The organism is Pseudomonas sp. BRG-100 (genome assembly GCF_000737955.1).
GTDB lineage: Bacteria > Pseudomonadota > Gammaproteobacteria > Pseudomonadales > Pseudomonadaceae > Aquipseudomonas > Aquipseudomonas synxantha_A.
On sequence record NZ_JPRX01000001.1, the window covers coordinates 1,943,696 to 1,962,649 of the forward strand.

16 protein-coding genes are annotated in these 18,954 nt (G+C 57.8%); 8 read left to right on the forward strand and 8 right to left on the reverse strand.

The window, feature by feature from the left end:
* Positions 1–275 precede the first annotated feature (275 nt).
* The 3 genes from JH25_RS18515 to JH25_RS18505 are packed head-to-tail and all read right to left on the reverse strand — an operon-like array spanning position 276 to position 2,502.
* Positions 276–782 carry a GNAT family N-acetyltransferase gene (locus tag JH25_RS18515; RefSeq protein ID WP_032877554.1) on the reverse strand — a complete coding sequence of 169 codons (507 nt, stop codon included), beginning with the start codon at positions 780–782 and terminating at the stop codon, positions 276–278.
* Entirely contained in the window at positions 779–1,192 is a 414-nt protein-coding gene (locus JH25_RS18510) for an NUDIX hydrolase (RefSeq protein WP_032877555.1), read from the reverse strand. Before JH25_RS18510 ends, JH25_RS18515 begins: the two co-directional genes overlap by 4 nt.
* Positions 1,189–2,502 (reverse strand): HD domain-containing phosphohydrolase, encoded by a 1,314-nt coding sequence (locus tag JH25_RS18505; RefSeq protein ID WP_032877556.1) that lies wholly within the window; start codon positions 2,500–2,502, stop codon positions 1,189–1,191. The genes JH25_RS18510 and JH25_RS18505 overlap by 4 nt, the downstream gene beginning before the upstream one ends.
* A gap of 217 nt (positions 2,503–2,719) precedes the next feature.
* On the opposite strand from JH25_RS18505, the gene JH25_RS18500 reads away from it, so the two are divergent.
* The 4 genes from JH25_RS18500 to JH25_RS18485 are packed head-to-tail and all read left to right on the forward strand — an operon-like array spanning position 2,720 to position 8,778.
* Positions 2,720–4,594, forward strand: coding sequence for a putative bifunctional diguanylate cyclase/phosphodiesterase (locus JH25_RS18500; protein ID WP_032877557.1), 1,875 nt, complete (start codon positions 2,720–2,722; stop codon positions 4,592–4,594).
* A gap of 25 nt (positions 4,595–4,619) precedes the next feature.
* The gene (locus tag JH25_RS18495; protein WP_032877558.1) at positions 4,620–5,588 is read left to right on the forward strand and encodes a cytochrome-c peroxidase; all 969 of its coding nucleotides are present in this window, start codon (positions 4,620–4,622) and stop codon (positions 5,586–5,588) included.
* Entirely contained in the window at positions 5,585–7,402 is a 1,818-nt protein-coding gene (locus JH25_RS18490) for a DAHL domain-containing protein (protein ID WP_032881082.1), read from the forward strand. Before JH25_RS18495 ends, JH25_RS18490 begins: the two co-directional genes overlap by 4 nt.
* The gene (locus JH25_RS18485) at positions 7,399–8,778 is read left to right on the forward strand and encodes an ATP-binding protein (RefSeq protein WP_032877560.1); all 1,380 of its coding nucleotides are present in this window, start codon (positions 7,399–7,401) and stop codon (positions 8,776–8,778) included. The genes JH25_RS18490 and JH25_RS18485 overlap by 4 nt, the downstream gene beginning before the upstream one ends.
* Before the next feature lie 20 nt (positions 8,779–8,798).
* Here JH25_RS18485 and JH25_RS18480 read toward each other — a convergent pair whose 3' ends face one another.
* Together JH25_RS18480 and JH25_RS18475 are read right to left on the reverse strand one after the other, a co-directional pair.
* Positions 8,799–9,071, reverse strand: a complete 273-nt coding sequence (locus JH25_RS18480; protein ID WP_032877562.1) for a type B 50S ribosomal protein L31 — start codon at positions 9,069–9,071, stop codon at positions 8,799–8,801.
* Positions 9,072–9,249: 178 nt separating this feature from the next.
* On the reverse strand, positions 9,250–10,128 hold the full coding sequence (locus JH25_RS18475; RefSeq protein ID WP_236648032.1) for a hypothetical protein: 879 nt from the start codon (positions 10,126–10,128) through the stop codon (positions 9,250–9,252).
* A gap of 238 nt (positions 10,129–10,366) precedes the next feature.
* Between JH25_RS18475 and JH25_RS18470 the strand changes: the two genes are divergently transcribed.
* The 3 genes from JH25_RS18470 to JH25_RS0127000 all read left to right on the forward strand — a co-directional run bounded on the left by JH25_RS18470 (position 10,367) and on the right by JH25_RS0127000 (position 14,626).
* Positions 10,367–11,986 (forward strand): FMN-binding glutamate synthase family protein, encoded by a 1,620-nt coding sequence (locus JH25_RS18470; RefSeq protein WP_032877564.1) that lies wholly within the window; start codon positions 10,367–10,369, stop codon positions 11,984–11,986.
* Between the two features lie 12 nt (positions 11,987–11,998).
* A complete protein-coding gene (locus JH25_RS18465; protein WP_032877566.1) occupies positions 11,999–12,283 on the forward strand; it encodes a putative quinol monooxygenase in 285 nt (94 codons plus the stop codon).
* A gap of 93 nt (positions 12,284–12,376) precedes the next feature.
* Complete coding sequence (locus JH25_RS0127000; RefSeq protein ID WP_081883354.1) at positions 12,377–14,626, forward strand: glycoside hydrolase family 3 N-terminal domain-containing protein; 2,250 nt, start codon at positions 12,377–12,379, stop codon at positions 14,624–14,626.
* Positions 14,627–14,662: 36 nt separating this feature from the next.
* Here the strand turns inward: JH25_RS0127000 and JH25_RS0127005 are convergent, their stop codons facing one another.
* From JH25_RS0127005 to JH25_RS18455, 3 genes are read right to left on the reverse strand one after another with little or no spacing between them, the layout of a single operon-like run.
* Positions 14,663–16,234, reverse strand: a complete 1,572-nt coding sequence (locus JH25_RS0127005; RefSeq protein WP_164699509.1) for a glycosyltransferase family 39 protein — start codon at positions 16,232–16,234, stop codon at positions 14,663–14,665.
* Entirely contained in the window at positions 16,221–17,195 is a 975-nt protein-coding gene (locus JH25_RS18460) for a glycosyltransferase family 2 protein (RefSeq protein ID WP_032877569.1), read from the reverse strand. Before JH25_RS18460 ends, JH25_RS0127005 begins: the two co-directional genes overlap by 14 nt.
* Positions 17,192–17,566 carry a GtrA family protein gene (locus JH25_RS18455; protein WP_032877571.1) on the reverse strand — a complete coding sequence of 125 codons (375 nt, stop codon included), beginning with the start codon at positions 17,564–17,566 and terminating at the stop codon, positions 17,192–17,194. The genes JH25_RS18460 and JH25_RS18455 overlap by 4 nt, the downstream gene beginning before the upstream one ends.
* 222 nt (positions 17,567–17,788) lie before the next feature.
* On the opposite strand from JH25_RS18455, the gene JH25_RS18450 reads away from it, so the two are divergent.
* The gene (locus JH25_RS18450) at positions 17,789–18,928 is read left to right on the forward strand and encodes an OpgC domain-containing protein (protein WP_032877573.1); all 1,140 of its coding nucleotides are present in this window, start codon (positions 17,789–17,791) and stop codon (positions 18,926–18,928) included.
* Positions 18,929–18,954: the final 26 nt, after the last annotated feature.

The following is an 18,954-nucleotide window of genomic DNA, read 5'->3' on the forward strand; positions in this document are numbered from 1 at the left end:
CCGCCCCGCGCCATGGATGGCGCGTGGCGGCGGCCCCCCTAATCCCTGGCGGATTACGGGCACACCGAGCCTGGGCGAGGTGCCGAGTGGTGGGGCAAGAGCCCTTTGGTTACTTTGGGGCTCTTTTCCAAAGTGACCCGCTGTAAGAGCGGAACCAATAGCAGCCGTTACCCAAATAACGGATATGTACTCAGTCTGATCCAGCATCCCAACCAACCCTGAGGCCGCCATCGGGGGCAAGTCGAACCGTCGCACCGCCCCTCCCACATTGGATATCACTGATCTTTTAACTCACGCCACATGTGGATCTTGTCGAAATACTCCTCACCTACCCGCACCGCCAACGGCTCCAAGCCGTACTGAATGAAGCCGCAACGCTGGTACAGCGCAAACGCTGCCTCATTCCCGGCAGTGACAGTCAGTTGGATCAGTTCCAGCCGCGGGTGCCTACGGGCCTCCTCCAGCGCGGCCTCTACCAGTTGCCGGCCCAAGCCTCGCTGTTGATAAGCCGCGCTCACATACATGCCGAATAATGTCGCCTTGTGCCACGCCTTCTCCCGCGGTTCGAACGCCAGGCCGACGATACCCGCCAATTGGTCGCCCTCGAATGCGCCAAGCAGGTGATCCAGCGCGCTGCTCACGCGTTTTTCCCACCAGCTGAGGGGCATCGCGGCGCGCTCGGCAACACTGGAGGTAAACGCCTGGGGATAAGCGCCATAAGCCTCAAGCATCAACGCCCGATACGCCAGGGCATCGCTAGCCTGCAGCGGGCGAATCATCATGCGCTGAGCAAGGAAGCACGATAATGCGGCAGGATGAACTCACGCGTCAGCGGCGCCAACTCCAGGCCACCGTCGCCCATGGGGTCGATCCAGCATATTTCTTCTATTTCAGCCGCCGGTTCGACCGCCACGTCGATATGCAGCTGGTACATATCGGCCTGCACCATAAAACCCGGCTCGTTTGCGGCCCGGCTCGAGAATTGGCCGAGGTACACGGCTTCTTGCGGATTGATGTGCAGGTTCAGCTCTTCGTGCAGCTCACGAGCCAACGCCTGGAGCGGGGTTTCGTCAGCGTCGATCTTGCCGCCAGGCTGCATGAAGGCCCGGGTGCCGCGCTTGCGTACCAGCAGGGTTTGGCCGTTTTTATCGATCAGGACGGCGGCGGCGATGCGGATAGTTGAATGGCTCATGAAGGAATCGAGGTCTCGTCCGGTTGTTTGATGAATATGCTGTATTTGGCACCCTCCATGGCTTCGAAGGCAATCAGCTTGTCTACCAGCGGCAGGTTCAACACCTTGCCGGCGTTGAGCAGCAACATGCCGTTGTCGGCATTGAGGTTGCGGGCCAGCACCATCCCGGCTTCAAGTTCGCGGGTAGTGAGGACTTTGACCGTGGGGTCGCCCAGGGTCACGTCACTGAGGAAAGCCGCGCAGGCCAGCACAAAGTCTTCCACCAGCGTCGGGTCATACAAACGCCCGGCGTATTTGCGGATATACAGCAGCGCTTCGTCGCTGTTCAGGTGCCGCTCCAGGATCAAGCCCTTTTGCAGCTCGATGAAATCCACCGCCAGCTTCAACAACCGCGCCCCCGCCGGAATGGCCTCGCCCTTGAGGTGGTCGGGAAACCCCGAGCCGTCCCACCGTTCCTGATGATGACGAATGATCCGCGCTGCATCCTTCATCGGCTCCAGGGTCATCAACAGTGATTCGCTTTGCGTCGGGTACTCGCGATACTGCGCGCGGTCGGTGCTGTGCAGCTTGTCCGCCGGCGACACCATCATGCTGTCGCTCCAGCTCAGCTTGCCGATGTTGTACAGCGCGGCGGCCATGGTCAGGTCGCGGGTGCTGGCTTCGTCCAGGGACTGGGCGGAACAGCACACGCGGATCAGCTCGATCAACGCGCGGTTGGTCTGCTTGTTCTTGGGCAAGCGCAGGTTGGCCAACAGCGAAAACACTTCAGTGCCGGTCACGTAGCTGCGCTTGAGCTCGTCATAGGCCAGGTCGAGCATATCGGCGGTCTGCTGCAACTCGGCGGTGCGCGCGGTCACGCGTTTTTCCAGGGTGGCGTTGAGCGCTTTGAGCTGCTCGTTCTGCTCGCGGGTCAGGTGTTGGAGCCGCTGGTGTTCGAGGCACTGCTGCAGCACCAGTATCAGCTCTGCGTCATTCCAGGGCTTGCTGATGTAGCGGTGGATCTGCCCATCATTGATTGCCTTGATGATGGTGTCATGGTCTGCGTAACCGGTGAGCAGGATGCGGCCGGTGGCGGGATACAGGCGGTGAACCTGCGCCAGAAGCGTGGCCCCGTCCATACCGGGCATACGCGCATCGCTCATCACCAAATCCACGGGCCGACTGGCCATGATCTCCAGCGCCTGGGTGCCGCTGGTGGCCAATAACACCTCGTAAGGCTGGCCGCGCAGCAAGCGGCGCAGGCTATTGAGGATCGATTCCTCATCGTCAACCAGCAAAACGGCAGACTTCGTAGCGAGTTGTTCATCCATGGTGACTCTGCCTTCAAATTGAACGAAGTTAAGCTAGATTGACGCGGGGGCGTGCCGTACCGGCTCCCGGCGCACAGCGCTGTTGATTTGACGCCAAGTGGCCGTCGATATCAAGGAGTTCGACTATGCTGTCACTGCCAGTTGGCACCGAGCTACGCAGTCCAGCCAGGGAAGGAATCGCTATGCAATCAAATCTTTTGCCTAGGCCAGACGCGCCATGAACACCCAAGGTGAACGGGCCAACCGTCGCATCCTCATCGTCGATGACACCGCCTCGATCCATCAGGACTTTCGCAAGATCCTCTGCGCCGATGAAGACGGCAAGCCCTCCCTCGACACCCTGGAGTCGACCCTGTTCGGTACCACTGCACCGTTGCGCCAAGCGTTCGAGCTGGATTCCGCCTACCAGGGTCAGGAAGCGCTGGCGCTGGTGAACAAGGCGCTGGCGGACAACGCCCCCTACGCCATGGTGTTTATCGACATGCGCATGCCGCCCGGCTGGGACGGGCTGCAAACCATCGAACAGCTATGGAACGTCGACCCCAACCTGCAAATCGCCCTGTGCACCGCCTACTCCGACTATTCCTTTGAGGCCATCGAAGCGCGACTGAAATACAGCGATCAGTTGCTGATCCTGAAAAAACCTTTCGACCCCTTGGAAATCCGCCAGATGGCCAGCGCACTGACCTGGAAATGGCAACTGGCCCAGGACGTGGCCCACAAGGTGCTCGGCCTGGAACGCATCATTGAGGAACGCGTGCAGGAACTGCTCAAGGTCTCGCACCTGTTGCAATACGATGCCCTCACCGAGTTGCCCAACAGCACGTTACTCGGCGACCGGCTGACCCAGGCCATCGCCCTGGGCCGGCGGCATGACTCGCAACTGGCGGTGATGTTTATCGGGCTGGACCGCTTCAAACGCATCAACAACGCCCTCGGCTATCCGGTGGGCGATGAAGTGCTGCAGCACGTCAGTCGCAGCCTGGTGGCGACGGTACGCGCTTCGGATTCAACGTTTCGCTACGGCGCCGATGAGTTCGTGATCCTGCTCAACGATATCCAACACCCTCAGCAAACCCAACACATTGCGCAAAAACTGCTCAGCGCCGTCAGCGCAACGCGTCATATTGCGGGGCACGACCTGAACGTCACCGCAAGCCTGGGTATCAGCATTTACCCCAATGACAGTACCAATGCGGTGCAACTGATCAAGCACGCCGAAACCGCCATGCGCACCAGCAAGGAACGTGGCCCCAACGACTTCAGCTTTTACACCGAAGACATGAACCGCCGCGCCCAGCACCAGCAAAACCTGGAGAGCGCGATGCGCCAGGCCCTGGAACGTCATGAGTTCGTCCTGCATTACCAACCCAAGCTGGATCTGGCGTCCGGGCGGATCGTCGGCGCCGAGGCGTTGACCCGCTGGTTTGAACCGCAGTCAGGCTGGATCAGCCCGGCGCAGTTCATTCCGGTGGCCGAAGACAGCGGGCTGATCGTGCGCCTGACCCAGTGGGTGTTGCGCCAGGCCTGCGAGCAAGCCCAAGCCTGGCGGGATCTGGGCCTGGCGCCGCTGCGCATGTCGGTGAACATCTCGGCGATCGACTTTCGCCAACGGGACTTCGTCGACAACCTGGCCGCCATCCTCAAGCAAACCGGCCTGCCGCCCGCCCAGCTGGAGCTGGAAATCACCGAAAGCGTACTGATGCAGAATGTCGACGAGACCGTAGACACCCTGCGCAGAATCAAGGCCATGGGCGTGCGTCTGGCGCTGGACGATTTCGGCACCGGCTATTCGAGTCTGAGCTACCTGCGGCGCTTTCCCATCGATGTGCTGAAAATAGACCAGTCCTTCGTGCGCGGCCTCAGCGTAAATAACCAGGACGAACAACTGATCAGCGCTATCATCGGCATGGGCAAGAGCCTGGAGCTGAACATCATTGCCGAAGGCGTGGAAACCGTCGAGCAACTCAATTTCCTCAAGGCCCACAAGTGTGAAGAGGGCCAGGGTTTTCTCTTCAGCAAGGCCTTGCCCCCCAAGGATTTCGTGCAGTTGCTGCAAGTGGGTTGCGCGACACTGATGCCCCATCCATAGCCCTAGGCCTGCAAGGAGTGCTCGCTTGAGCAACGTTTCAACTACCCGATTCAGCCTTGTGCTCGCGTTGGGCCTGTGCACCGGCGCAGTACTCGCGGCCGCACCGCTGGACGAAGCCCTAAAGCCGTTGCCGAGTGTTCCCCTACAGGATCCGGCCAAGGTTGAGCTGGGCCGTCGGCTGTTCAATGATCCGCGCTTATCGGCCAATAACAGCTTGTCCTGCGCCAGCTGCCATCACCTGGAAACCGGCGGCGCCGACAACAAATCTTTCTCCCTTGGCCTGGATGGCAAGCCGGTGCCACTCAATACGCCCACCGTGTTCAACGCCAGCCTGAACTTCAAGCAGTTCTGGAATGGCCGGGTCGACACCCTTCAAGCGCAGATCGAGCACGCGGTCATCAGCCCGGTGGAAATGGGCAGCGACTGGAAAGCTGTGGAATACAACCTGTCCGCCTACCCTGATTACCAGCGCGCCTTCGCGCAGGTGTATGCCGATGGCGTCAGTGCCGCTAACGTGCAGGATGCGCTGGCGAGTTACGAGCGCACGCTGCTGACGCCCAACTCGCGGTTCGACCAGTACCTGCTGGGCAACACCGAGATACTGACGATCAAGGAAAAATACGGCTACCAGCGTTTCAAGGAGTACGGCTGTATTGCCTGCCATCAGGGCGTGAATATCGGCGGCAATATGTTGCAGAAATTCGGCGTGATGGACGATTACTTCAAGGCACGAGGCAACCCGGTCGAATCGGACCTGGGCCGCTACCTGCTGACCGGCGATGAAGAGGACCGCCACGTGTTCAAGGTGCCCAGCCTGCGCAATGTGGCCGTCACCGCACCTTACTTCCACGACGCCTCGGCCAAGACGCTTGAAGAGGCGGTTGACGTGATGTTCAAGTATCAGTTGGGGCGCAATCCTTCTCAGGAAGACAAGGAGCTGATTATCCAGTTTCTCAGAACCTTGACCGGCGAATGGGCGGGCAAGCCGCTATGAGACGTTTCTCGCGCCGTCGTGCCAGCCAGATGCTGCTGGGCCTGATAGCCTTGTTATTGGCCTCTACACTGGTGTTTTTGTACCTCAAATCTTCCCGCGACCAAACAGCCACTTATACCCAGTCCCGGGACCTGATCCGCCAGCTTCAGCAACTCAATGCCCAATGGGACAGTGAAGTGCTCAAGGCCCGGATCGCGATTACCCACAACTACGATCCGCTGGTCACGCCCCTCTCGGACATGACCCGTATCTGGTCTGAACTACAAGGCCGCGACACCTACCACAACCCTGCCGACCTGCCGAGTTGGCAAGCCAGCCAGGCAGCGTATGTGGCCGCCATCCAGGAAAAAGCCCGACTGGTGGATCAGTTCAAGTCCCACAACGCCGTGTTGCGCAACTCGCTGGCGTTTTTGCCGACCGCCGAAGACGACATTCAAGCCCAATTCAACCAGATTGACGATCAAGGCCGGCTGCAACTGCAAGGCGTGGCCACCGACACTTACGACCTGCTGCTCAGCAGCCTGGAGTTTGCCCAGGTCACCAGCGATGAACGCGCCGCCGATATCCTGGTGGGCCTGGGCAAACTGGCGATCAACAAACAGAGCCTGCCCAGTGAGTTCCAGGCGCCGGTGGATATCCTCAGTAACCATATTTCGCTGATCCTGCGCGAGCAGCCGCTGGTCAACAGCCTCCTCGAACGCATTGCCGCCGTGCCGGTGGCCGAGCGCCTCGATGACCTGACCACCCACCTCAATCAGGACCAGCAGACCGCGGACCTCGTTGACCATCAATATCATCGCTACCTGCTGATCTTCTCGACGCTGCTGGTGGTGCTGTTGCTCTACCTGGCGGTGCGTCTGCTGCGCAGTTTCGCCGAGATCAACCGCGTCAATCGCGCCTTGCAATCGGCCAACGAAACCCTGGAGCAACGGGTAGAACGGCGCACCCAACAACTCAAGGATGCCCAGAGCGAACTGCTGGACAGCGCCCGCCAGGCAGGCATGGCAGAGATCGCCACCAACGTGCTGCACAACGTCGGCAACGTGCTCAACAGCGTGAATATTTCTGCCGAGCTGGTCAGCCGTAAACTGCGCGGCAGCAAAGCGCTGGGCCTGGGTAAAGCGATGCAATTGATCAACGCACACCAGGGCGACCTGGGCACCTTTCTCACCGAAGATGCAAAGGGCAAATTGCTGCCCGGCTACCTCAACCAACTGGTGGAAGCGATCGCCGTGGAGCAACAGGGCATGAGCGATGAGCTGGCGCAACTGAGCAAAAGCATCGATCACATCAAGGACATCGTCTCGACCCAGCAATCCTATGCCGGCGCCGCCACATTGCTGGAGCCGATCAATATCGGCGCCTTGATGGACGATGCCCTGCGCATGAACGCCGGCGCGCTGAGCCGTCACCACGTCACTGTGGTCAAGGAATACGCACAGGTACCGCAGATCCTCGGCGACAAGCATCGCCTGCTGCTGATCATGGTCAACCTGATCAGCAACGCCAAGTACGCCATGTCCAACCTTTCCGAGAGGCCACGGCAAATCACGCTGAAGGTCGAGGCCCAGGGTGAAGATACCTTGAAGATCAGTGTGAAGGACGATGGCGAAGGCATACCACCCGAGAACATGACACGGATCTTCACCCATGGTTTTACCACGCGCAAAGAAGGTCATGGCTTCGGCCTGCACAGCTGCGCCCTGGCCGCGGTGCAAATGCACGGCCAGCTCAGTGCTCACAGCGACGGGCCGGGCCTCGGCGCGGTATTCACCTTGACCATTCCCCTGACCCTTGCCGGAAGCAGCTCATGAACCAACCTCCCAACCGGCGCGTCCTGCTGATCGATGACACACCGTCCATTCATGAGGATTTTCGCAAGATCCTGATGCCGGATACTGCGCCCAACCAGGCGCTGGATGACATGGAGTCGGCACTGTTTGGTGACGCGGCCAAGCCCCAGGCCCAGGCGTTCGAACTGCATTCGGCCTATGGCGGCGAAGAGGGTCTGGGCTTGCTCACCAGCGCCATGGCGCAGCAGCGTCCTTATGCACTGGCGTTCGTTGATATGCGCATGCCCCAAGGCTGGGACGGCGCGAAGACGATCGAGGCGTTATGGCAGGTCGCACCCGAGTTGCAAGTGGTGGTGTGCACCGCGTACTCGGATTACTCCTGGGAAGACCTGCTGTTGCGCCTGCAGGCCCATGACCGTTTGCTGATCCTGAAAAAACCGTTCGACAATATTGAAGTGCAACAGATGGCCAATACCCTGGCTAATAAATGGGACATGGCCCGGCGTGCGTCGCTGCAAACATCTCTGCTGGAACAACTGGTTGAAGAACGCACCCAGGCGCTGCAATTGGAAATCAACGAGCGCAAGCATCTGGAAAGCCAACTGGTGCAGTCGGAAAAGCTCGCCTCCCTTGGGCAGCTCGCCGCCGGCGTCGCCCATGAAATCAACAACCCGGTGGGGTTTATTTCCTCCAACCTCAGCACGCTCGACAGCTACTTCACGCAGCTGCAACAGATGCTCGACGCCTATCAACGCAGCGAGGAACACCTCGCGGCGCCAGAACAGCGGGATCAGCTAAAGGTTTTGCGCACCGACCTGGAACTGGATTTCCTCAAGGAAGACATACCGATCCTGATCCGCGAATCCAAGGAAGGGATTGGCCGTGTCGTGCAGATCGTCAAAGACCTGAAGAACTTCTCACGCGTGGATAACGACCAGACCTGGCAACTGGCTGACCTGCAGCAAGGCATCGATTCGACCCTGAACATCGTCGCCAGCGAACTCAAGTACAAGGCCGACGTGGTCAAGCACTACACGCCCCTGCCGGACATCGAATGCCTGGCCTCGCAGCTCAATCAGGTAGTGATGAACCTGGTGATCAATGCGGCCCAGGCCATGGGGCCCCAGCGTGGCACCATTACCATCAGCAACGGCGTGGAAGGCGAGAATATCTGGCTGGAAGTGGCCGATAACGGCTGCGGAATTGCCCCTGAAAGCTTACAGAAGATTTTCGACCCGTTCTTTACCACCAAGCCTGTGGGCGAAGGGACTGGACTGGGATTGTCACTGTCCTACGGCATCATCAAGAAACACGGCGGGGATATCTCCGTCAGCAGCGAACTGGGCAGGGGCACGACATTTCGCGTGGTGTTGCCGATTCGCCAGAAGGCGGCGTAGGGCACGCCGCCGAATCATCCTCACGCGTCGGCTTTTTTCGGGGTCGACCCAAACGAGGCAAAGCGCTTGTTGAAGCCGGCAATGCGGCCTTCGGCTTGGGTCTTGCGCTGTTGGCCGGTGTAGACCGGGTGCGAAGCACTTGAAACATCCAACGGGATATAGGGATAGGTGTTGCCGTCGCTGTGTGTGTGGGTGCGGTCGCTGTCGGCAGTGGAGCCGATGAGGAAGTACACGTCGGCGGCGGTGTCGTGGAACAGTACGGTGCGGTAGTCGGGGTGGATACCAGCTTTCATAAGGCCTCCGGGGCGTTTGGGTGCATTAGACATGTTATACAGTAACACTAAAAACACCTGCAAACGAGAACCGATTGCAATAATACCAGCAGGAAAAGTTCTAGCCGTTTCCTGGAGGTCCCTTTCCAGGAAATCGAGCTAATCCATGATTGAGCTCATCGGTTCAAACCAATCCGACTCAACTGCCGGTCGCCCCGAGTTTTGACTTAACCAAATCAGGCGTGGCTTCGTTGTGCTTCACTGCGTTGACATAGCCTTGAACGACCCCCACCAAATTCCCCCTCGCAGCACTGAAAAGTGCCTGGTCAAAACCATCAGCCCGAGTTTTATCGAACCCCTTCTTGGCCCCCTTCACAGCCTCCGCCAACCCCGCATTTGAGTCGCTGATGCCCAGGAGAATATTGCTCAGCCCCGGGATAAACCAGGTTCTCTTGCCGATCTTACCGGAAACATGCTGCAGGTTATCTTTGTTGGCGCCGCCCTGGGTGACATGGCGGTCGTTGGTACTGTCCAAGCGGTGATGGTGCCGTAGGGCTGAATAACCTTGCTCCGTAAAGTCCTTCCACATGCCTGCCGGCGTGCCGTGCCGCGCATCACCGCTACGGGTGATGCCTTCAAGGTCGCCATTGTCATGGGCTTTGCCTCGGTGTTCGCCTGTAGTCGATAAAGACGTATCGATATAGTTAAGCACCCGCGCAGCGTTGAATGCGGCATCCGCTCGTGACTCAGGGTCTTTATTGTTGCTCGTCCAATCACCCAGAAGTTTGTAAGCCAATGGACGATTAATATCTTTTTGATGGCCGAGGTTTTTGAGGATCGGATTGTCGTTGATGATTTCGTCCGCAGTGCGGGTATCACCCGGTGGACGGCCAGTGGAGATTTCCGGCTTGCGACTCACATTCCGCTCAGGTTTCTCGATACCTTCCATTCGTTGATGTTCTTGGGCGACTTGCTCTCGTTGGGAGCCGGTTAATTGGCTTTTAACCCAGTTAGGAATGATCGGGATATAAATCGAGGCATGATGAGTATTGTTCGATGCCGATATCGATATAGACATAGGTAAGTCTCTCGCTCTGTTGTTATACATTCCTTCTGATTAACAGCGTCCTTAGTCTTACATTCGATGAATGGTGATTGGGCAGTCATAAGTTCCTCTATGAGGCTGATAGCTTTTTTTGTCTGGACTGATGCATAGACGCACAAATACGCGACTGAGCGATCAATCCTTGTCCGTGCTTAATCCAGAGGTGCAGAATGGGTGATCGACCTGAAGAGTCCGAACCCAAGGAAACCGTATGAGCCTGTCCTTGTTAAGCCGCTACGCCTTCTTTGCTGTGTGCGTCATTTTCACCCTCGCCAGCCTGCCCTTTATCGAACACGAATGGTTGTGGCCCATTACTCTGGTCACCGGCATCCTCAGCCTGATCGGCATTTTCGACCTGCTGCAAAGCCCCCACGCGGTGCGCCGCAACTACCCGATCCTGGGCAATATCCGTTACCTGGTGGAAGGCATCCGCCCGGAAATCCGCCAATACCTGCTCGAATCCGACAGCGACGCCCTGCCCTTCTCTCGGGCCCAGCGTTCGCTGGTGTATTCGCGCGCCAAGAACGAAACCGCAGACAAGCCCTTCGGCACCTTGATCGATGTATACCAGTCGGGCTTCGAATTTATCGGCCACTCCATGCGCCCGGCACCGTTGAGCGACCCCAGCGCATTTCGCGTGATGGTCGGCGGCCCGCAGTGCACACAACCGTACTCGGCGTCGGTGTTCAACATCTCGGCCATGAGCTTCGGCTCGCTGAGCGCCAACGCAATTCGCGCGCTCAACCAAGGTGCCAAACTCGGCAACTTTGCCCACGACACCGGTGAAGGCAGCATCAGCCCCTACCACCGTGAAAACGGTGGCGACCTGACCTGGGAACTGGGCAGCGGCTACTTCGGCTGCCGCACCAGCGACGGCCGTTTCGACCCGGAACGCTTTGCCGCGCAGGCGCAAAACCCGCAGGTGCGCATGATTGAAATCAAGATGAGCCAGGGTGCCAAGCCCGGCCATGGCGGGATCCTGCCCAAGCACAAGGTCACCCAGGAAATCGCCGACACCCGCGGCATCATGATGGGCGAAGACTGCATCTCGCCGTCGCGCCACAGTGCGTTTTCCACGCCCATCGAACTGATGCACTTCATCGCCCAATTGCGTGAACTGTCCGGCGGCAAACCCGTGGGTTTCAAGTTCTGTCTGGGCCACCCGTGGGAATTCATGGGCATCGCCAAGGCCATGCTCGAAACCGGCATCCTCCCCGACTTTATCGTGGTCGATGGCAAGGAAGGTGGCACCGGCGCAGCCCCCGTGGAGTTCACCGACCATATCGGCGTGCCGCTGCGTGAGGGTTTGCTGTTTGTGCACAACACCCTGGTGGGCCTGAACCTGCGCGACAAAATCAAACTCGGCGCCAGCGGCAAGATTGTCAGTGCGTTCGATATCGCCAGCGTCCTGGCCATCGGCGCCGACTGGGCCAACTCGGCACGTGGCTTCATGTTCGCCATTGGCTGCATCCAGTCCCAGTCATGCCACACCAACAAATGCCCGACCGGCGTGGCCACGCAAGACCCACTGCGCCAACGTGCCTTGGTCGTGCCGGACAAGGCCCAGCGTGTGTTCAACTTCCACCGCAACACGCTGCACGCCCTGGCCGAAATGCTTGCCGCCGCGGGCCTGGATCATCCGTCGCAGTTGTCGGCCAAGCACTTGGTGCGACGCATGTCGGCAACAGAGATCAAACTGTTCTCGCAGCTGCATGTGTTCTTGAAGCCCGGCGAATTGCTCACGGGAGACGTGAACGGCGAGTTCTATTCGCGCATGTGGCAGATGGCGCGAGCAGACAGTTTTGAGCCCCATGAAACCGCTGCTGCCTGAAGGACGCCTACCATGTTGAAAGTCATCGCTGAAGACTTTATCAAGCCCGAGCACCTGGAAACCGTGCGCCCGTGGTACGCCGAACTGGTGGAAAAAACCCGCCAGGAACCGCTGTGCGTTGCCTACGATCTGTTTGTCGATCAAAAAGACCCAGGGCATTTTATCTTTATCGAACAATGGCCTGATCAGGCGGCGCTGGATGCGCACTGCCAGACCGAGCACTTCAAACGGTTGGTGCCGCAGATCAACGCGTATCAGGCCAAGCCGTGCCGGGTTTTGCTGATGGCCCCTGTCTGAAAACAGCCCCGCACTGTCAACTCTGACAGTAGATGATCCTGCTCGGATGCAAAATACTTGAAGGCATACACCCTGCCCATGGACGGCGCAACCATGCCTTTAAGTTTAGCCTCATTACTACTCGTCTCCCTCCCGCTAGTGGCCGTAGCCCAGAATGATCCGGTCGAGGACCTACTAGCGAAAATGAGCCTTGAAGAAAAAATCGGCCAGCTCAGCCAACTCAGTATCCAGAGCACGCCTACCGGCCCCGTCATTGATCAAGGCGAACAGACGCAGATGCCAGTGGCCCTCGTGGGCTCGGTACTGGGGGCCAGCAGCGCGCAAGCTACCCGTCAGTTGCAGGAGCAGGTGGTTAACGGTTCCCGGCTGCATATCCCCTTGTTATTCGCTTATGACGTCGTGCACGGTTTTCGTACAGTGTTCCCGGTCCCCCTGGCGCTAGCCTCAGCCTGGGACCCGGACTTGGCCCAACGAACCGCTCGCGTGGCGGCCGTTGAGGCCACCGCCAGTGGCGTGCATTGGACCTTTGCGCCCATGGTCGATATTAGCCGTGACCCGCGTTGGGGCCGCGTGGTGGAAGGTGCTGGCGAAGATCCGTTCCTTGGCTCTGCATTGGCCGCCGCACTTGTGCACGGGTTCCAGGGTGCAGGTGCACCTGACATCTCATCCATGCTCGCTACGGCAAAACACTTTGTCGCCTACGGGGCTGCCGAAGGCGGTCGAGACTACAACGTCGCCGATCTGTCGGAGCGGACACTGAGAGAGGTTTACTTGCCTCCCTTCCAGGCAGCCGTCGCGGCCGGCGTCGATGCAATCATGCCGTCGTTCAACGAGCTGGCCGGCGTTCCCATGCACAGCCATACCGCCCTGCTGACCGGTCTGTTGCGCAAGCAGTGGGGGTTCGCCGGCTTGCTGGTCAGTGATTTCAATGCTGTCTGGGAACTGGGGCCACAAGGTATCGCCGGCACGCCAGCCGACACCGCACGACTGGCGTTCAATGCCGGGGTGGATATCGAGATGGCCAGTCAATCCTATCGCCTGCACCTGCCGACACTGGTGCGCAACGGCCAGGTGTCGCGTAAAAACCTGGATGACGCTGTGCGTCGCGTCCTCAAAGCCAAGCAGCGTCTGGGACTGTTCGATGATCCCTACCGGTACAGCGACGAAGCCCGCGAGCAGGCCAGCCAGCTAACGCCACAGCACCGTGCCCTGGCTCGAGAATCGGCACAGAAATCTATCGTCTTACTAAAAAACAACGACGCGCTGCTGCCGCTCTCCAAACAACCGGGCAAGGTCCTGGTGGTCGGCAGCCTCGCTTCGGACGCCAGCGCCACCATCGGCCCTTGGGCCGGGGCTGCCAACCCCGAAGACTCCGTCACGGTCTTGCAAGGCCTGCGCAATGCGGTAGCCCCTGGCACCGAGATTACTTACCTGCCCGGCGCTTCGCCCGTCAGCCCGCACCTCCAGGACATCACGCCGGTCGAAACAATCGCGCGTGACAGCGACCTGATAATCGCCGTACTCGGAGAAACCGCAGAACAGAGCGGCGAAGCCCATAGCCGCGCCGAACTCGGTCTACCGGGCGGGCAAAATGCGCTACTAAACTCATTACTGGAGACAGGGAAACCCTTGGTCATCGTCCTCATGAACGGCCGCCCCCTAGTGCTCGATGCTTCAGTGCAACAAGCCCATGCATTGCTCGAAACCTGGTTTTTGGGTAGCGAAACCGGAAATGCCGTGGCCGATGTGCTGTTTGGTGACGTCAACCCCAGCGGCAAGCTGCCAATGACCTTCCCTCGCCATGTGGGGCAGATACCCATTTACTACGCGCATAAAAATACAGGCCGCCCACCCAGCGGTGATGGCAGTTACGCATCCGCCTATATCGATGTGCCCTGGACACCGCTCTATCCATTTGGCTTCGGCCTGAGCTACACCTCGTTCAGCTACTCCTCCCCTCGCCTTAGTCACACTCGACTGGCGTCCACACAAACGCTGGGGGTTGAGGTCACCGTCACCAACACCGGCAAACGGGCAGGCGATGAAATCGTCCAGTTATACCTGCGCGATGACGTTGCCAGCGTCACCCGCCCAGTGCGCCGACTACGGGGTTTTCGCAAAATTCATTTGGCACCGGGCGAAAGTCGCAGCGTCAGTTTCTCCCTGGGCCAACAGGACTTTGCCTTGCTCGACGAGCATTTTTCACCGAAGGTCGAAGCTGGCGGTTTTACCGTCTTCGTCGGGCCGGATTCGACTACTGCCAACCAGGCGAATTTTGAGGTGAGCGATACGCGTCAGTTGCCTATCCGAGGCCAATCAGTCCCACCGGCGGTGCCAAACTGAATATGCCCACAGGTTGTTTCCTTACCCTCTCATCACTCACCGACAGCGCTCTTGGGACTGTGCTTGCTCGCCACTACAAATCACATAGAGCGCAAGCACATTATCTCCGGCAGCCTTACTCCAGAGGAGGCGCCAATCTGCAGGAATACGAGCTGCATCTGATTCAAATGCATGGTCAAAAGCCAACCACCATACTCGTTGCGCGCTCTTCAATGTTTGCAGGTTATCGAGATAAATTTCATCACTAAACTTCATTAAGGGCGCGTGAAAATCATTAAAGCCAGGACGGCCTGAGCGACCTTCCTTGAGCGGTGGCGTGTAAAACAGTACCGTTACTGACTTCCCGCTATAATATTCAGCGGCATAAAACAGGTAGACATCGCTTGCGACTAAGATGTCACCAGCGGCGACACCACTATTAAAATCTGCCATTAGTTCAGCTACCCTATTATCCGCCACACGCGAGGGGTTATTCATCGTATGAAAACCATTATAATTATTCCTCAACCCTGCAATTTCCAAACAAACACACACCCCTAAAACCACAGAAAAGACTAATTTATTTTTTATTCCCACTAGAGCAATAGCGATAACCATCGGCAACATCAGCGCAGCAAAAAACAGGTAGCGCTCAACAAATAGTGGGGTCCACAAAGATATTCCAATTGCCCCCAACAAGGTCGAAAACAGACATAGCACCATCAATAGACCAAATTTATGATGACTGCTATCCCCTCGCACGACCACTCCCCCCAAAAAAACTATGATTATCGGCAACAACCAATAAACTAATGAACTATACGTCAACCCATCATTCAGGGTGATAAATCGCCAGAACGCAGACGGCAGACTATAAACCGTCACCGGTTGAATCCAGCCCAGCGTTCCCTTGGCGATATGTTTCGTTAATGAGGGTACCCACGGCATGTAAAGCAATACGATCGCTATATTCGCCATCCACCAATCGAGGCGAAAAACGTAGCGCTGTCCTCCAAAAATACGGCAGCGTACTAGAAGGAGATATAACCAGTGGGACCCGACACAAAATATGGAAAAATAATGAGTGTAAAATGCGGCCACTACGGCCAATACATAAACAATCAAATAACGTGCTCGCTCTGGATTACGCACCCAGTAAACCAAGGCCAGCGTGGCACTCGTCAGCTCCACGCCCAACAGACTATACATCCGGACGTCCTGACTATAACGTACAGCTATTGGCAAAAGTGCTAATAACAAACCGGCAACAATTGCGGCTCGCCCATTAGAAACCAAGCGCACCAACCAGATCCCCAACGCTACATTCAAGACCCCTAATGAAGCACTTAGACCACGCATCCAGACCAACTCATCCCCCCCCACCAACATGATCCATCCATGCAAGATCAAATGATAAAGTGGCGGATGAACGTCAAATCCGCTCAACAACCAAATATCCGACAACGAGCATGTAGCCAAAATCAAGCTAAACCCTTCATCTGACCAAATAGAGGCGTCCGTAAGATGATAAAACCGAACCAACCCAGCGACACACAGAACCGTAAACAGAAGCAATGCCCTGTACGTTATATTGCCTACATATTGCACACTCGCACTAGCGGATTTCATGGTTCCTTTCCCGTTGCACTGACGCATCCTGAAAGTTCAAACTGCGCACGGTATTTTTGACCACATACCGCGGCCGATGCTTCGCCTCTATATAAATCCGCCCTATATATTCCCCCAATATCCCAATCCCAATCAGTTGCACCCCGCCCAAAAACAAAATCGCAGTCATCAACGACGGATACCCCGGCACGTCATTGCCAAACAACACCTTGTCCACAATCAAAAACCCGGCATACACCAACGCCAATAACGAAATTGCGCCGCCGATATAACTCCACAACCGCAACGGCAAGGTACTGAACGAGGTAATCCCGTCCAGCGCCAGGTTCCACAGTTTCCAGCCGTTGAACTTGCTCTGCCCCGCAGCTCTGGGAGCACGATCGTATTCAACGATGGCCACCGTGAACCCCGCCCACGACAGCACGCCTTTCATGAACAGTTGCTGTTCCGGCAGCGCCTTGATCACGTCCACGACCTTGCGGTCCATCAACCGGAAGTCACCGACGTTTTCTTCGATATGGGTATAGGCGATAAGGTTGAGCAAACGGTAGAACAGCGACGCGGTGTTACGCTTGAGGTAACCGTCGCTGGAGCGGTCGCGCCGTTTGGCCAGCACCATATCGGCGCCCCGCTGCCACTCGGCGATCAGCCGTGGGACGACGTCCACCGGGTCCTGCAGGTCCACATCCATCGGTACCACCGCGTCGCCCGTGGCGTATTCCAGCCCGGCGAACAAGGCAGCTTCCTTACCGAAATTGCGTGAGAAGTTGATCAGCATTACGTCGTGATCAACCAACGCCAGCGTCTCGGCGGCTTCGGCAGTACCGTCGGTGCTGCCATCGTTGATAAATACGATTTCAACGGTGTGGGCCTGCAACGACGGTTCTTGCCGAACCGCACGGTAGAAATCGGCCACCGTCTGTTCCTCGTTGAACACCGGTACCACCAACGAGATCTTCATTGGCCACGCTCGCGAAACACCACCCACCGTGACAGCAGAAAACCGCACAGCAGGCTGAACAGTGAAAACACCAGCACAGTGATAAGCCCTGGCATGTGCAAATGATCACCCAGCCAACCTACCCCCAGGCTTAGCACTCCCATGCACGTCATGAACAGCAGGTAGCGGCCCAGGGAAACCGGCATGTCAAAGGTGAACAAGGCATTCACATAAAACGAGAAGGATGCCGCCACACAGAATGCCAGAAGATTACTCAGCGCCTGGCTGAACTCAAACCCTGCCCGCAGCATAAAAAACAGCTGCCAATGGATCACCGTATTGGCGACACCGATCACTGTGTAACGAGTGAAACCTTTCCATAGCCGGGCCATACCGTCGTCCTTTGCGGTTGCGTGTTAGCAAGCCACGGCGCGCCTTTTGCGTCTACTGTCAAGGTTGACAGGTGCCCTTATCTACAACTGAGACATTCAGTAATATCCAACCTTTGCAATTGCTTACAAATACCGCCAACCTGCGCCCGCTCGACGTGCCGCGTACGACAACGCGCGCGCTCACCTATCGTCATTCAACTACTTGTTCAAGAGCCCGCTGCCATGCTGAACGGACGCGACCCGCGCATCGATTTTTTTCGGGGCCTGGCGTTGATCTTCATTTTCTGGGATCACGTCCCCCACAACCCTCTTGGCCTGATCACTCTGCGCAACTTCGGCTTCAGCGACGCGGCGGAGGTCTTCGTGTTTCTCGCCGGGTTCGCCTCGGTGCTGGCCTACGGCAAGGTCATGCAGCGAGAAGGTTATTGGATGGCCTGCCTGAAAATCCTGCGCCGCACCTGGGTGTTGTATGTGGTGCATATTTTCCTGCTGGCCATGCTGATGGGTATCGTGTTCTTCGCCAACAACCATGTAGAAACCCGCGACCTGGTGGCGGAGATGGGCCTGACGCACTTCGTCACCCACCCGCAACAGGCACTGACCGACGAACTGCTGTTGCGCTTCAAGCCCAACCTGATGGATCCGTTGCCGTTGTACATCGTCTTGCTGGCTGGTTTGTCCGTGGTGCTGCCGCTGATGGTGCGCGCGCCCTGGGCCGTGGTGAGTGTCTCGCTGGTGGTATACCTGATGGCGCCGTGGATGGGCTGGAACCTGCGCGCCATTGCCGATGGCGTGTGGTATTTCAACCCTGTTACCTGGCAATTGCTGTTTGTGCTGGGGGGCGCCGCGGCGATTTACAGCCAGCGGCCCAGCGCGCCCGAGACACGCCCCTTACAGCGCCAGCCGCTGTTCGTCGCGGCGGCGCTGTATGTGGTGGTAGCCGGCGTGATCACGCTGTCGTGGCTCTGGCCTGAAATCCATGATGCGGTGATGCCCACCACGCTCAGCAACCTGCTGTACCCCATCAGCAAGACCAACCTGTCACCGGTGCGTCTCGTGCACTTTCTGGCGCTGGCCTATGTCACCGCCAAGCTGTTACCAAACCCGCAATGGACGCAAAACCGTCTGGCTGAACGGATTTGCCAGATGGGCCGTTATTCCCTGGAAGTGTTCTGCCTGGGCGTGGTGCTGGCGCCACTGGCGGACATGCTCAATGCCCAGGCGGATGACGCCGTGTTCATTCAACTACTCACCGCCTTGCTCGGTGTGGTGCTGATGTCAGCCCTCGCGGCCTGGATGGAGTTCAACAAACACCTCAACCAGACGCCACGCCCCTTGAAGCGAGACAAGCCAAATAGTTAATGCCCGCCTCGCTGCGCAGGAGCAAA